The sequence below is a fragment of the 'Nostoc azollae' 0708 genome (assembly GCF_000196515.1).
Classification (GTDB): Bacteria; Cyanobacteriota; Cyanobacteriia; order Cyanobacteriales; family Nostocaceae; genus Trichormus_B; species Trichormus_B azollae.
Genome location: NC_014248.1, coordinates 5,221,219 through 5,236,504 on the forward strand (window position 1 = coordinate 5,221,219; position 15,286 = coordinate 5,236,504).

Consider the following 15,286-nt stretch of genomic DNA (forward strand, 5'->3'; position numbering starts at 1 on the left):
CAAATAAATATAAGTATGTTACAAAATGTAAGTTACTTGAAACCCTTGGCATTGCTTGATTCCCCTTTGCTGCATTAGCCATGACATAGTTATAAATTTTTCCGCCCACCTACTTATTTTGTCATTGAGCGACTGTTTCTTATCTAAGACTGTCTCTAAAAAATCTTTAGGTTTACTTTGAGCTAATTGCCATTCTAAATCATTAAAGTGACGTTTTGCTATTTTTTCAATTAATGATTTATCTTGTAAAAATATGGATTCTATTTCTGGAACTGCCAGAGAAACTTGAAAAGGAATTCCAGATGGTGCTTGACTTAATACATAATTCATCAAGTCTTTCTTTTCAAATATTTGAGATTCGTTGTATCTGCATCTATGACAAGAGCAATTGGTATTTTTCGAGTAGCAAGCAGTGCTGAACCCAGGGCGAACGCATGTATATATGGTACATATATACTAATAAATGAGAAAGGTAGTGAGGGCTGATGATATGGAGGTTGACCAATGAGGCTCTGATGGTAAAGTCATTGTAAAAGTAGAAGAAGAAAGTCCCAAAAAGTGTGAAGCTCAAGCCCAAAATCACGATTACTAGCCCAAAATCACGATTACTGACCACGTTGCACAGATGGAAGATCCAAGAGTAGAGGGGAGGAAACGACACAAGTTAATTGACATTCTTACCATTGGAATTTGTGCAGTAATTTGTGAAGCAGATAGTTGGGTGGCAATTGAACTGTATGGCTGCACAAAATATAAGTGGTTAAAAACCTTTTTAGAACTAGGAAATGGGCTCCGGTCCCAGGACACATTTGGAAGGGTATTTGCACAATTGAACCCGCAAAAATTTCAAAATTGTTTCTTGAACTGGATGAAATCAGTACATAAGATAAGGGATGGTGAAGTTGTGGCAATTGACGGGAAAACTTTATGTAGTTCTCATGGTAAAAATAGTGACTAGAGTGCAATCCAAATGGTAAGTGCATGGGCAACTACAAATAAATTAGTGTTGGGACAGGTGAAGGTGCATGAGAAATCAAATGAAATTACAGCAATTCCCGAATTATTAAAGGTTTTAGAATTAGCTGGATGTATTGTCAGGATTGATGCCATCGGGTGTCACAAAGACATAGTAAAGTTAATTACGCAAGAAAATGCAGATTATGTAATTACTTTAAAAAAGAACCAAGGTAATCTGTATGAGTCAGTAGAACAGCTATTTAAGTCAGGGATAAGTACAGGTTTTCAAGAGCTTCAACATAGCACATATAAACCCGAAGAAACAGGGCATGGTCTTCATGAAATCCGCAACTTTGGGTTTCAGCTTGATCCTGATTCAGTTTGGTCAAATCTAAAAAGTGTTGGGATGGTAGAATCTATCGGATAAGTGGATGATAAAACAACAGTAGAGACTCGTTATTTTATTAGTAGTCTTGAGTCAAATGGAGAACGATTGGCTAATTCTGTCCGCAGCCATTGGGCAACAGAAAATTCATTGCATTGGGTATTAGATGTAGCTTTAAAACAAGATGACTGCCGGATTAGGAAAGATAATGCTCCACAAAACTTTGCAGTAATGCGCCAGATAGCAGTCAATCTTTTGGGTAAAGAGAACCCCGTGAAGCGGGGGATAAAAAATAAACAGTTTTTGGCAGAAATGGATAATAACTCTTGAGAAAGAGTTTTAGCTTTAGCCTCAACTAACTTGTCAACAATTTACTTAATATTTTCTTCTGCTTATTTTTACAGATAAGTTTACTTATTTATGGATGAATAGTTAGCTCATTTATCCTTAGCTAAGAGTTATTCAATTGGAGATAAGCTAATTCATCGCTTAATAAAAAAGTGATTGATTTTGTTTATATATCCATCAAGCTTTGCACTTATATATATAGATGATTTTAAAATCCTCATTAGTTTTTATTAGGAAATAAGGTGCATTTCCCCTGGTGAACTAGCTAAAGAACGAGCTCTGTAAGAGCTTAGAGTCGGTATAATTTGAATGTCTTGACTCAGCTTTTTTGGCAGTAATATCCGTACAACTTCTATATCTCTATCACTTTCTGTAAGAATGTATGCTAGTATCATGATAAAATCTCCGTTGTAATGTCGTAATTAGGGATACCTTTATAGACACAAACACGATATTTTTTGACTAGATATTTACATATACATTTATTTTCTAGTGAATTAGGAGTTACGCATTGATAAAAAAACTCATCCATGATTATTAAGCAGTACCAGCATTGGTAAGATTTTCCACGATGTAGTCGCCCACAACTAAAGTGAATAAGTTCCTTTACAATTCATAGCAATTAGAAATACTGAACAAAATATCTGTGTTTTAATTCCTTGGCTATCTCTAACCATAAATTGATAAATTCCACATACTTGTTTGATGGCTCTATGAAAACTTTCAATCCCCCAATGAGTATCATGAATTGTCACGGGACCATGGAGTTTTGGCAGAAAGACTCAAATAGGAAGTAAACCATTGAGATAAGCACAAGGAAGGGAAAGGATTTGGTAGACACTTTCAACATTCCACTGTGGGCCAGAAATTTTAATCCTTGCTCCAATCTGTTGAATAGCAGATTCGACAGATCCAGAACCAATAGAACACAGTTGTTTAGCTTGGTAGTAGGTGTAGTTAATAATGCCAGTGGGATGTTTTTCGCCTATGTCGAAACACTTCTTAACTTGTTTGCCTCGACAATTATTAAATAAAGGTTGAATCGGCTCTATCTGACCTTACCACAATAAACTCCCAACAGCTTGGAGACGCTTTAAAGAACCACTAATTTGATAAAGATTCTCTTTGAGGTGATACCAATCTAAAATTTCCAAAGGTTTGAATTTTTCAGTTCCAAACTCTTTAACTAAATTCCAAACTCCATCATGACCATCCCCCAAACACACAAGGGGTTAACCAAAGACTGGCTATTAACATAATCAACTAATGAATGATTGGTTGTTATCAAAAAATGCGCCATCATAAATTCCTTGTAGACGAAGGGTTTTATAGTCTCGCCAGTACCAGCCTGCTTGTGGTGTTTGCCCCCTATTTGTACTTTTCCACCATCCACCCTCACTTCACAGACAGCTTGTTTTCCTTGTGGTAGCTCCCAATCTTGTTCCACAACTAGTTTTTGTTGCCTCCTATGGCCAACTTTTACTCCTGTTAATGCCTCAATTTCAACTTCTTCTTTTTGATATGATTCCTTAGCTGATAGCCTCAAGCAGCACTTTTGAAGTAATGGACCTAATCGACTTCTTGGCTTCAAACCCAGTCTCTGCAACTATTTAGCTTTTAGTTTTAGTTCTCCTCTCCTACCAAGGTTTTGACTTTCCTGGTTTTACCTACTTTCCTTCCGCTTGTTCCTTCAATAAAAAAAGGGCTATTTCTGGACTTACCACTTCTAATATTTGACTCCTTACTGTTTTTTCTATGCCTTCCAAGTCTGTTATCTGACTTTTGTCTGCTTCTTCATATAACAATGTTGCCTATTCTTCTAAGCAGGCTTTGAGCCGTTCTTTTTTATCCTGGTTCATGGTTGCTAATCCACACTTGTTTATCCTTATATTCTCCTATCACTTGTGTATCTTCCAATAGTGGATCCTCCCATTGTCACAAATTCACTTTTGGTGATTTGATTGAGAGCTTCTTGATCTGGTAGATACACTATATAGTCTCTAGAGTCTTCTTTGTTGAACTCTTGCCTAAACAATTTGATCAATCGAAATGCTCTCAAATGACTTATCAAACCTTCATCGATAATTTCTAAACTCCTTAAGAGACAATACTTTTCTAGTTTATTCGATACGGTTCTATTTTTCTCAATCCCAAATAGAAAACCCAATTTCTGGTTTTCTAAAAATTTTAAGCTTTCTACCCCTGAATAGCAACTGTCTCCTGTAACTATTCTTGGTTTTACACCCCAATCAATCACTTCCTTGAGCATTTCCTGAAAATAATCGTTCTTCGTATTTCCCTCCTTTTTGTCGTATATAATGCTATCTGTAATTTCTTGGTACTAAATTGCCATACATATCACTGTAGTACAGTGTGATTAAATTTATTCCTTCGATGCTCTTATGATATTTCCCAGACTAAAAATAACTGATTAATTCTGCATGTTTTGGGTCACGATACAATTTTTATACTACTGTGTCATCTACAGTTAAAATCCCTCCTACTATATTTATGATTTTCTTTACTGTATCGAATAAATGCTTCGGTTCCTATCTCTCTCTGAGCAATAATCTATTCACACTATCATGTGAAACGTTTTCCAATATCTCTGCCAATCTATAACATCCCCCATGCTTTAGTTCTGATAGCAACAACAGAGTCTAATCTTCTAGATTGCATTCTGCTGTAGAAGGTTTAGTTATTTCTCTAATTCTCCCATACCTCCTAAGTAGATGACATTTTTTATCACTACACTATTTTGCTACTTTGTGAGCACGTAATCACTAGGAGTATTAGATAATACATTATTATGATCTAACAGTATCAATGATTATGAGGTTGTGAATTTTTGCAAAGTTAAAGATCCCCGACTTCTTTTCAGGATTTTTCTATCAGGTAAATAATTAATTATAGAAGTCGGAGATCTAAATCATTTAATTAGTGGGTTTCCTTTGTCAAATCACCCTAAGAAACCAACCCATTATTAATTACGCTAAGATTTGCTTGCTTCTAATATTTCACGCCAAAAATCGAGTGCTGAGAGATGATTTATAAAGTAAATGTTGAGGAGACAAGAGGAAGTAGCATAATTCTAGTCATAAGAGCATATATAGCCCCTTCCCTCATTTGTGTTAAACGCTCATAATCCTTGCTTAGACGATGATATTAGTTAAACCACCCAAATGTTCTTTCTACTACCCAGGGTTGTGGTAAAACTTTAAATTCTTGCTCAGTAGGTCCTATGACTTCAACATGAGCTTGAATCATGAACCAAACTGCAAGTGCAAATTTATCACCGTCATAACCGGAATCAACCCATAAAACTTGGACTTTTTCCAATAATTCTGTGGGTTCCTCTAGCAGTTCCATTAGTGCATAGGCAGCAAGTATTCGTTCTGGGGCATTCGCTTCACTAACAACAACTTTCAACACAAGTCCCAGGCTATCAACTAAAGTTTGCCCCTTTCTTGCTTTTACCTTTTTACATCCGTCAAAACTATACACATCCCCTTTTTTTGGTCAGTGTTGACCGACTGACTGTCTACGGCGAGCGCGGTAGGTTGTGTTGATTTACCTAATTTCGAGCGAACTTGACCACCCAATGTATGGTTGAATTTTTCCCAAACCCCCTGGCCATGCCATTTCCTGTAATAGCTATATACCGTTGACTTTGGCGGGAAGTCACCTGGAAGCATATTCCATTGACATCCAGTTTTCAAATGATAATAGATGGCATTACATATTTCACCCATATCTGTTGTGGGTGGATGCCCTCCTTCTTTGGCTGGTGGAATCAATGGGGCCAGGATTTCCCAGTCCATATCAGTTAAGTCTGTGGGGTAAGACTTTCGTGCCATGATTAGCTATGTAAATACACTATATCTGATGTATCCTATCCTTCCAACATTCCTTTTCTACTCCCCTTTACATTTACTTTATCAATATCCTCTTATTCGGTTCTGTTAGCAACGTGCCTACATAATGCTCTCGCTATTGCGCCACTATATGGCGAAGAAAGATTCTCTGCTATTTGGCGTGGCTTTCGATCTAAAATTCCTTGTTGCGTGAATTGTGGAACGTATGGAGGAAGCAGACTTCATAGTAATAATCCAGTATGGTATATATCTACCTGACGCTGAATTTTTCCAAATTATATTTGGTTAAAATGCTCTGGAGGTAGCATCCATTTTGCCATTGTATTATAAACACTCAAATATTTTTCCGATCTACTTATTCCCAAATCAGCTATTTTAAACTTGTAAATAGGATCTTTCTCTGGAACAATTATATCTTTTACTTCAAATACAAAAATATTACGAGGATGTATATCTAGATGAACATAGCCTTCCTTATTATATTATTGTGAATAAAGTCAAGTGCTTGCAAAATATCTATTACAATGTATGCTAGTAAAGCTTCACGTATATCATATTGTTGTATTTGTATCACATCCTTGAGTCGAGAATGACAACGTTCAAGAATGACATAAAGAGTATTTTCACATTCAAAGGAAGTATGAATATAGGTTATATTTGGATGCCGCAGATTTATTAAAATATTTCTCTCTCTTAGCCACCGTTGTCAAACATCTTCATAAGTCTGATTTTGGGGTTCAATAACTTTAGCTGCAAGTTCGCTAAGTTCGCTGCCCCATTCATCCTCGCCTTTAAATACCTGACCTAAATACCCTTGATTAATACTTTTACCGATAAAATATTGCCTACCATTAAAATTTACCATTAAAATTAATAATCTCACCATTTTGAGGAGGACAAAAAAATATTGGAGTTTGGAAATTGATTGGATTAATCATTGTGGTTTTATCCATCGAATCCTTACGAATAGTAAACCCCATCTAGAAGTTTACCTACATGGGGTTTACTACATTGTACTGCCTGTATTATTTAATGCGCTAACTCAATAGCCCGCTTAGTCAATGCTTCCGCAGTCAACCCATTAAACGCCATCAACTCACCGGCACTCGCGGTAGTTTCCCCACGTTTCCAGGCGAAAGTATCACGTTTAGAATTACTGCGTAACATGATTGGTTCTAACATCGCTGCAGCACCACCTGTCACACCAATTAAGGCATCTCCACCAAACAATTGCTCAAAATCGGCATCACTTAAAAAACCACCATCTGGTTCAGAACAAGTCTCCCAAGCAGTATCATAAGGACGATATAAACGGCGGGGATTGATAATAGAAACAATCTTCACACCAATACCTTCAGTTTCTAAAAATGCCGCCGCTTCAAAAGCAGGAATTAATGTCATATCGCCAATTACAGCAAATACAACTGTCTTACCACCAGGGACTTCATGTAATAATACTGCACCATCAATTAAGCCTTTTTCAGTTTGGGCAAAGGTGCTACGAACTGGCAAAGGAGATTTACTGGCAGTTATGACAATGCCCTTATTTTTTGTTCTCAAAGCCCAGTCATAACAAGCTTGAATACTGTTAGCATCTGGAGGAAATAATAGGAATATATTTCCTGTTCTCATCAAAGAGGCAAAATAAGCTTCAATTTCTGGTCTTTGGTGAGTCCAACCGTTACGTCCTTGTTCTAACGCCCCGGCTGTAAATAATGTAATGGTCGAGGGAGTTTGTCGGCGTAATTCTGCCATCGCTTGAGTAACTGTTTGCCAAATTGGTAAACCATTGATGGCAAAAGATTCGTAAGAACACCACAGAGTTCTCGCACCCATTAAGGATAAACCAGCGGCTAAACCTGCACAAGCATCTTCGCTCAAAGGTTCGTAAACTTGACCACCTGGGGCTTGATTATATAAATCATCGGTGGTGGGGTGATTGATTTTTAAAGCTTGGTTAATGTTAGCAATTCCTGATGCTTCGTTTCCATCAGCATTAGTAACTAGGAAATTTTTATCCTTATTTCCAACTATTCCTACTAACCTGCCCATTGCGGTTGTCGCAACTTTTGGTTTTCCGCCAACTGTATATTCTTCTAATGGTAATTCCCCTAAATCTGCTAAGGGTAATTCAAATTCTGTCACTGCGGTTTTTGCTGCTGGACCACCTCCCGCACGTTCGGCATTTGTTCGCACTGTTTCCCATGCTTCCACAGGTAATGCCCGTTTTTGTAAAGCGGTAACGATATGGGGCGCGTCTAAAGTATCTTTAGGATAGAGGTTGTGTGATTTTGCACCCAAGGCGTGAACCCCTGCACCTTTGAGTTGTTTGATAATAAATACTGTCAATTTACCGCTAAGTGCAGAACGTTCAGCTTTATCCATTCCTACTAATACCGCTTTGGTAAAATCTAGGCGGTTATCAAAAGAAAATGCGGTACTATCAACATAGTCACCGTCTTGATTTTGGTCGTCAAAATCTTTGGCATTTACTAACACGACTTCGCTAAAACCGTTACCTTGCCAGTAGGCTATCATCTCTTCGTTGGTTTTCTGAGATACCATGCTGTGGTGTTCTTGGCTATAACCGTTCCACACTAACACCGGTAAGAAGTTGGTGACACTGGGGTAAGCAGTGTTAAAATGCGCCATTGAACTCATGATATAGGGTTCACCCAGTCCCCCGTCTCCCACGGTGAAGGGGAAGAGTTTCTCACGGTGCAGGAGTGCAGCAGACATAGCGAAATGTTGTCCTTGTCCCAAGGGGCCTGCTGGTGCAAGGATACCGGGAATGTAGCCGGAAAGGTGTCCTAATAATCCATGCTTTTCTCGAAAGCGATCACGCAATTGTTGTACTGTAAAAATGCCCATGTCTTCTAAAGACCTGTCTAAGAACATGGCACTATAGAAACCAGGGGCGTGATGTCCCACTTCGGTGATAATATTTTTATGTCCCAGCATGACCAAAGCTGCATAAGCTTCCGCTTGGCTGGCAAAACCGCCGGGATGTCCAGAAGCCTTACTACCAGTGATTTGAAGAGTTAAGTACCGCAGGGCATCGGCAGCGAGTAAGGTTTGATAAACTGCATTTGTATCGGTAGGATTTAATATAGCTACTTTACCAGATGCGATCGCCGGCGTTGTCCCATAAGTGTCAAAATCTGGCAGTGCTTCCCTAAAATATTGTATCCCTTCACAAAAATTTGGAACTGCGGAAGATGCCTTTGTCGTAGTAGCTGTCATGCTGAGTACCTTAATAAAAAGCTAATAAACTGGATAAGCTCGTTTAATGTCACCAAAATTTTACAACTTTCAGGTTGTAACAGTAGATTCCTTTTTTCCCACATCAGGATAAGTAATTTAAATACTCAACCTAGAAAAACTAATTATTTCCAGTTAACTTAATTTTTAAGAAAAGACGTACATCTAGTAAAAAAATTTTTATGCCTCTACCAAAAGAACCCAAAACCCCAGCCACCTTGCAAATGCTACGCTGGGTATTTGGTCCCATGCCCTACATGGAAGAATGTGCTAAAATTGACAGTCATGTTTTCACTCTCAAGTTGCAAAACAATTTACTTCCTTTAGTGTTTATCCATACTCCTGAAGTGATGCAGCACTTTTTAAGCAAGGATACTAAAGAGTTAGGAGCACCAGGAGAATTGAATAACATTTTTGAAATTTACTAGGTAAAAATTCAGTCATCTCCCAAAGTGGTAAAGAACAACAGCGTCAACGGCAGTTAATGATGCCTCCCTTACATGAGGAAAGAATGCGAACTTATGCTGACGTAATTAACTATATCACCGAGAAAGTCATGAATAAACAGCCAATAGACTTCTTGCAGAATTAATTTTATTTTATAATGGGGATTTATCTTTGTTCTAGCCACAAGTTAGAGTTACAGGGTTATATTTAAATTGGCGAGCGCAAAGAACAGCAAAAATACATAAAATCTAAAACTCTCTATCATACCACAGAAACAATTTTGCAAGAGGTCTAATAAATAAATCCTTGAACGTGCGAACAGTAACCCAAGATATTACCCTGCGGATGATGATGCAAGCTGTATTTGGACTATATGAAGGAGAACGTGCCGAAAAACTACAGCACCTACTATGTGAAACTATGTGAAATTTTAGAGTTAGCTAGTGGGGTATGGAGAGTGGCCTTACTTTATTTTCCCGCCCTACAAAATTTGATTGGTATGTTCCAATTTTGGGAAAAACAGCAACAGCGCCAAAATAAAGCCGACCAACTCCTGTATGAAGAAGTTCAGCAACGACGCGAAAATCCTGACCCATCCTGCACAGATATCCTTAGCTTACTCATGGCCGCAAGGGCTGGCAACTGATGAAGCTGGTGAACCTATGAGTGATCTAGAATTACGTGATGAGTTAATGACCTTATTAGTAGCTGGTCATGAAACCACAGCAACTGCGATAGTTACTAGCAGAACTGGATAGTTTAACTGAAAATCCAGACTCCAGCGCCATCTTTCAATTACCTTATCTCACCGCCGTTTGTAAAGAAACCTAGCCAGTTACCCAGTGGGGATGTTAACTTTTCCTAGACGAGTCAAAACACCTATTTCTGTAGATGGTCATGAATTAGAACCAGGTACAGTCATCATGGGTTCAATTTATTTAACCCACCAACGGGAAGATATTTATCCCAACCCTAAATAATTTAACACAGAACGCTTTTTAGAAAAACAATTTTCACTATTTGCGGCTAGTGCAGGACGTTGTATTGGTCTAGCACTTGCTCAATTTGAAATGGGATTAGCACTAGCTAAAATTCTTCAAGGTTGGGAAATGGAACTAGTTAATACTCTTGAAGTTAAACCAAAAGGTTGTGGTTTGGTGACAGGTCCAAATAAACCTATTAAAATGATTTGTCTAGGTCCTCGTCAGCAACAATCTTGAACTTTAGAGACAATAGCAGTTTAATTACTAAGGGGTTAAGATTTGGTATAAACTAACTTTTAACCTCCGCAAATTATTATACTACTAAATAGACATCAATTTGCGAGAAATCGACGGCGAAAAGCTTGTTATAGCAGTTTAATTACTAAGGGGTTAAGATTTGGTGTTAACTAACCTTTAACCCCTAGAAATTAGTATACTAGTAAATAGACATCAATTTGCGAGAAATCGACGGCGAAAAGCTTGTTATTGTAAACAGTTAATGGTTTTTAATATGCACTTTGCAAACAATTTCACTTATCAGTAATCTTACCAAGATAGAGATTACTTAAACCACTATTCCATAAATGAATAAGAGTATTACCTCCTGATATTAACTCTATTTCTTCTAAAGTTAATTGATGAAAAAGTCCATTGACTTCAACAGAAGATAACTCAGTATTCATCATTGCAGCTATTGTCTTAATTTAACAATCCAGAAATGAGCAGGTGTAAAAATTTATGGTGGGTAAAATCTCTGACAACAAATGCCATAAAAAAACAGTATTTTGCCCCAAAAATAGCAGAAGGCAGAACGCAAGAGGCAAAAGTAAAAACCGTATCATCAGCTTTCAAGAATGTCCTAACCGCCTTGTCTGTTCCTATAACTAAAACTTTTGTAGTTTCATCACTTTAATAAAATAATTAATTACCAAGAATTTATCCAAATATTTGTTGATCTGGACATATATACAGTGCTAATCTTAATTACCATGGATAGTACCTGTTTCAATAGTAGGCGATGCTCCAACTGTTGTGTCTCCACTATTACTAGTGAGTTAATAATTATTAATACTCCCACCACTACCACCATATACAGTCTCTATTTCAGCCTGAGATAGCTCACAAAAAAGGCTGTTCACATGATTAATATTTAAGTCTGCAATTAATATTTTCTCATTGTTTGATCTTCTCAGCTAAATGTGAATTCCACCTTATTTGGATTAGGCAACTAAATTAAAAATAATATAATTAATATTCCCATATAAATAAAGCTTTGTGCATATACTTACAGGACATAAATACAATAATTATGTCTCAAAAATCAATACCTTAGCCAAAAAAAAGAGTATGAAGAGAGAGGGCTGATGTAGTAGAGTTATAGTCTTCCAAAACAACAACTCGAAAGCCACACACAGCCCATGTTCGACATACTATCACTATTGCAATGCCTGCTACCAGAGATAAAAGTGACGACGATGCGGCAGTTGAGCAGGATCATGGTGGCCATGTGAGCCATGAACGGACGAGTAACGATGTTGGGAATCTCCCGTTGGGCAGCTATGGGAGGTAGTTATCGCACAGTGAGGAGATTCTTTCACACAGTCATACCTTGGGCAACAGTGTTTTGGGTATTTTTTCCTCGGCATTTGTTTTGCCCAAATGATGTTTATTTGCTGGCAGGAGACGAGGTAGTAATCACTAAAGCAGGTAAAAAAACATATGGGTTAGATAGATTCTAATCTAGTCTATTAAGCAACCCAGTATCAGGAGTATGTTTCTTTACGTTCTCATTAGTAAGTGTGGAAAAAAGACAGTCATTTTCAATTCAGATAGAACAGATAATCAAGAGCGATTTAGAAAAAAGTAGTGGCTTACCAAGCCCAGGAAAAAACCTCAAGATAAACGGGGAAGAGGACGACCAAAAGGAAGTAAAAATCAAAATCAAACAGAAGTGATTTTCACATCAGAATTACTCAGAATAGAGAAGATGATTAAAGAGCTATTTCAGTTAATAGCTAACTTTATTTCCCTCACATACTTAGTTTTGGACGGTCACTTTGGAAATAATAATGCTTTGCAGATGGCTCGGCAGGTAAACTTGCACATAATTTCAAACTTACGCCACGATTCAGCGTTATATATAACTTAATCACAATGCTGATCCTCATCATCGTTCGCGTCGTAAATACGGAGAGAAGTTGGACTGGCGTAATATTCCTGGGGCATATTTGCGTCACACTAGTATTGAAGAGGATATCCAAACCGATACTTAGCAAGCCACCTTATGCCACAAAGAATTTGCCCAATCCCTGAATGTAGTTATTTTGGTGAAAACAAATCTGAAAACTAATGCTCGCAGTCACATAATTCTGTTTTCTAGTGACCATTATTTATCATATGAGAAAATAATCGACTACTACGAACTTCGTTTCCAAATCGAATTTAATTTTCGGGATGCCAAGGAGTTTTGGGGATTGGAAGATTTTATGAATCTGGGTCAAACTGCGGTGAGTAATCCTGCTAATCTTTCTTTTTTCATAGTCAATTTGTCCCATTATCTTCTAGCTTAGTTTCGTCAAGATAATTCTGGTGCAGACATTGTTAATCTGAAGGCTTACTGTCGTGGTTTTCAATATGTTCGTGAAATGTTAAAAATGCTTCCGCAACCGCCAGACCCTATTTTATTAGCCCAGATTTTTGCCAAACTTACCTCTCTTGGTCGTATTCATAATATTTCTACAGCCGTTTAATCCTCGTAATTTGGCGAAGGTATTGATAAATTAAACTTCCATGTTTATATATTTTTATATTAATAAACTCCTATCATAGAAAATTCCAATATCAAAAATACTGTTCTCCTAAGTATAGAAATACTAAATATAGGACTCCTATTTGATTTTTGATAGCTTGGGTGGCGTAGCCATACAAAACTCCGTACACCTTAATATTCTGGAATCCTCTTGCCTTTTGCCTCTTGCCTGCCTAAACAAGTATTTATGCCTAGGGCACGCTGTGGTATCAGTAATCAAACCAGAGTCCTATATCAGGAATAAAATCACAGAATTTTGTCTAAATTTTTCACATTCGTCTATTGAAATAACCAAATTAAATTGATACATGATTTTTATACAATTAGGTTTTAAACATCACCTTTTAAGACATAAATCCAATGATTTTGTCTAGAAATTTAATTCGTTAATACTAATACTGAGGATAGATTTTCATGCTCACATCTTACACAAATCAGTAATACACCCTACATTGTTCGGTGAAGCCTAAGTCGAGCTGCTAACGCTTACAGAAGACCCACACACTGCACCCCATCCCCAAAAGTTCATTCCAGTGCTCCATCATCCCCGCACACGGTTATCAATGAGTACATTTTTCATATACTACTATATAGTAAGCATAAAGTTTTATGAAGCGAGGGCTAGGAATGTACATTGTACAGATTACCTCAGAATGCGCTCCTGTGATTAAAGCCGGAGGGTTAGGGGATGTTATGTTGTTTACCAACTCAGGAGGGAATTAGAAGGTTGGGGAAATAGAGTCGAACTGATATTATCCGTGTACGATTGTATGCGATACGACCATATTTGGGGGCTCCATGATGCCTACCTCAACCTGTGGGTACCCTGGTATGGCGGAGCAGTCCACTGTTCTATATACTGCGGTTGGGTACATGGTCGGGTTTGTTTCTTTATTCAACCACACACACAGTCAGGACAACTTCTTTCATCGCGGTTGTTATTACGGTTGTGATGATGACAATATGCGGTTTGCATTCTTCAGTAAAGCAGCTTTAGAATTTCTGCTCAGAAGCAATAAAAAACCAGATATCATCCATTGTCATGACTGGCAAACCGGTTTAATTCCCATCATGCTGTATGAAATTTACAAATATCATGGCATGGAATATCAACGAGTTTGTTACACCATTCACAATTTTAAACATCAAGGTATGGGTGGTGTGGGAACTCTCCAAGCAACTGCTTTAAATGAAGCATCTTATTACTTCCAATATAATAAGCTGCGTGATAACTTTAATCCCTTTGCTTTGAACCTTATGAAAGGGGGAATTATTTACTCTAATGCAGTCACCACAGTTTCACCACATCATGCTGTAGAAGCCCAAACTAGTGAATGAAGTCGGTTGCGGTTTAGGTTATAAATTGCATTTACAAAAAGAGAAATTCACTGGAGTTCTCAACGGGATTGACTATGATTTTTGGAATCCTGAAATTGACCGTTACATCCCCCATAACTATAATTGGGATTTTTTTGAACAAAAAGCATATAACAAGAAAGCTTTACGAGAAAAACTGATGTTATATCATGGTGATAAACCCGGCTTATATTGGTCGATTAGATAATCAAAAAGGCGTACACCTTGTACATCATGCTATGTATTACGCCTTGAGCAAAGGAGCGCAGTTTGTATTACTAGGTTCAGCCAGATAACCAGCAATAAATGCTCATTTCCAACATGAGAAAAAATTTTTGAAATTTAACCCAGATGTCCATTTAGAACTGGGTTTTAATGAAGAATTATCCCACCTCATTTATGCTGGTGCAGACATGATTGTTGTTCCCAGTAATTATGAAGCCTGTGGGTTAACTCAAATGATCGGTTTCAAATAGGTAACAGTACCCATTGTGCGTGGTATTGGGGGTTAGTAAATACAGTTTTTGACCGAGATTACGATCAAAATTTACCGCCAGAAAAACCCAGTGGTTATGTATTTCATCAAATGGATAACCAAGCACTGGAATCAGCAATGGGACGAGCTATTGATTTGTGATATCAGCAACCTGAACAGTTCCAAAAACTAGCTACTGAGGGTATGCAATACGACTATTGTTAGAATATACCCGGAGCAGAATATTTAGAAATTTACGACTGGATTAGACATAAGTGGTAATTCTGGCAGAGTTATCGATTATGTCACAACTTACACCACTGGCATATTAGTAGTATTGGGAGGATCCCAAATGTGTAAGTTTATTGTCATGCTGTAGCTTGCTTCCCG

6 protein-coding genes and 9 pseudogenes are annotated in these 15,286 nt (G+C 37.6%); 6 read left to right on the forward strand and 9 right to left on the reverse strand.

Annotation, left to right across the window (positions count from 1 at the left end):
- Positions 1 to 18 precede the first annotated feature (18 nt).
- Positions 19 to 330 carry a hypothetical protein gene (locus tag AAZO_RS32310; protein ID WP_013193187.1) on the reverse strand — a complete coding sequence of 104 codons (312 nt, stop codon included), beginning with the start codon at positions 328 to 330 and terminating at the stop codon, positions 19 to 21.
- Between the two features lie 268 nt (positions 331 to 598).
- On the opposite strand from AAZO_RS32310, the pseudogene AAZO_RS24280 reads away from it, so the two are divergent.
- Positions 599 to 1,672: pseudogene (locus AAZO_RS24280) on the forward strand (ISAs1 family transposase).
- Between the two features lie 555 nt (positions 1,673 to 2,227).
- Here the strand turns inward: AAZO_RS24280 and AAZO_RS44365 are convergent.
- The 7 genes and pseudogenes from AAZO_RS44365 to AAZO_RS24310 form a co-directional block, all read right to left on the reverse strand.
- Positions 2,228 to 2,445, reverse strand: a pseudogene (locus AAZO_RS44365) (IS701 family transposase); the annotation flags it as partial.
- A gap of 27 nt (positions 2,446 to 2,472) precedes the next feature.
- Positions 2,473 to 3,495: pseudogene (locus tag AAZO_RS24285) on the reverse strand (ISKra4 family transposase).
- A gap of 125 nt (positions 3,496 to 3,620) precedes the next feature.
- Positions 3,621 to 4,347, reverse strand: a pseudogene (locus tag AAZO_RS24295) (IS701 family transposase); the annotation flags it as partial.
- A 391-nt stretch (positions 4,348 to 4,738) separates the two neighbouring features.
- Positions 4,739 to 5,547: pseudogene (locus AAZO_RS32315) on the reverse strand (IS5 family transposase).
- Positions 5,548 to 6,019: 472 nt separating this feature from the next.
- Positions 6,020 to 6,256 (reverse strand): annotated as a pseudogene (locus AAZO_RS44370) (protein kinase domain-containing protein); the annotation flags it as partial.
- A 15-nt stretch (positions 6,257 to 6,271) separates the two neighbouring features.
- Entirely contained in the window at positions 6,272 to 6,430 is a 159-nt protein-coding gene (locus AAZO_RS35930; protein ID WP_187289566.1) for a hypothetical protein, read from the reverse strand.
- A gap of 164 nt (positions 6,431 to 6,594) precedes the next feature.
- Positions 6,595 to 8,808, reverse strand: coding sequence for a phosphoketolase family protein (locus AAZO_RS24310; RefSeq protein ID WP_013193191.1), 2,214 nt, complete (start codon positions 8,806 to 8,808; stop codon positions 6,595 to 6,597).
- A 200-nt stretch (positions 8,809 to 9,008) separates the two neighbouring features.
- Between AAZO_RS24310 and AAZO_RS35935 the strand changes: the two genes are divergently transcribed.
- From AAZO_RS35935 to AAZO_RS43025, 3 genes and pseudogenes are all read left to right on the forward strand, one after another.
- Positions 9,009 to 9,254 (forward strand): hypothetical protein, encoded by a 246-nt coding sequence (locus tag AAZO_RS35935; protein WP_041642127.1) that lies wholly within the window; start codon positions 9,009 to 9,011, stop codon positions 9,252 to 9,254.
- Positions 9,255 to 9,685: 431 nt separating this feature from the next.
- On the forward strand, positions 9,686 to 9,919 hold the full coding sequence (locus AAZO_RS43020; protein WP_049790945.1) for a hypothetical protein: 234 nt from the start codon (positions 9,686 to 9,688) through the stop codon (positions 9,917 to 9,919).
- Positions 9,920 to 10,121: 202 nt separating this feature from the next.
- Positions 10,122 to 10,493, forward strand: a pseudogene (locus AAZO_RS43025) (cytochrome P450).
- A 293-nt stretch (positions 10,494 to 10,786) separates the two neighbouring features.
- On the opposite strand, the gene AAZO_RS35940 reads toward AAZO_RS43025, so the two are convergent.
- Positions 10,787 to 10,942 (reverse strand): hypothetical protein, encoded by a 156-nt coding sequence (locus AAZO_RS35940; protein WP_013193192.1) that lies wholly within the window; start codon positions 10,940 to 10,942, stop codon positions 10,787 to 10,789.
- 732 nt (positions 10,943 to 11,674) lie between these two features.
- Between AAZO_RS35940 and AAZO_RS24330 the strand changes: the two are divergent.
- Both AAZO_RS24330 and glgA read left to right on the forward strand, forming a co-directional pair.
- Positions 11,675 to 13,006, forward strand: a pseudogene (locus tag AAZO_RS24330) (transposase).
- A 686-nt stretch (positions 13,007 to 13,692) separates the two neighbouring features.
- Positions 13,693 to 15,121 (forward strand): annotated as a pseudogene (gene glgA / locus AAZO_RS24335) (glycogen synthase GlgA).
- The last annotated feature ends 165 nt before the right edge of the window (positions 15,122 to 15,286 follow it).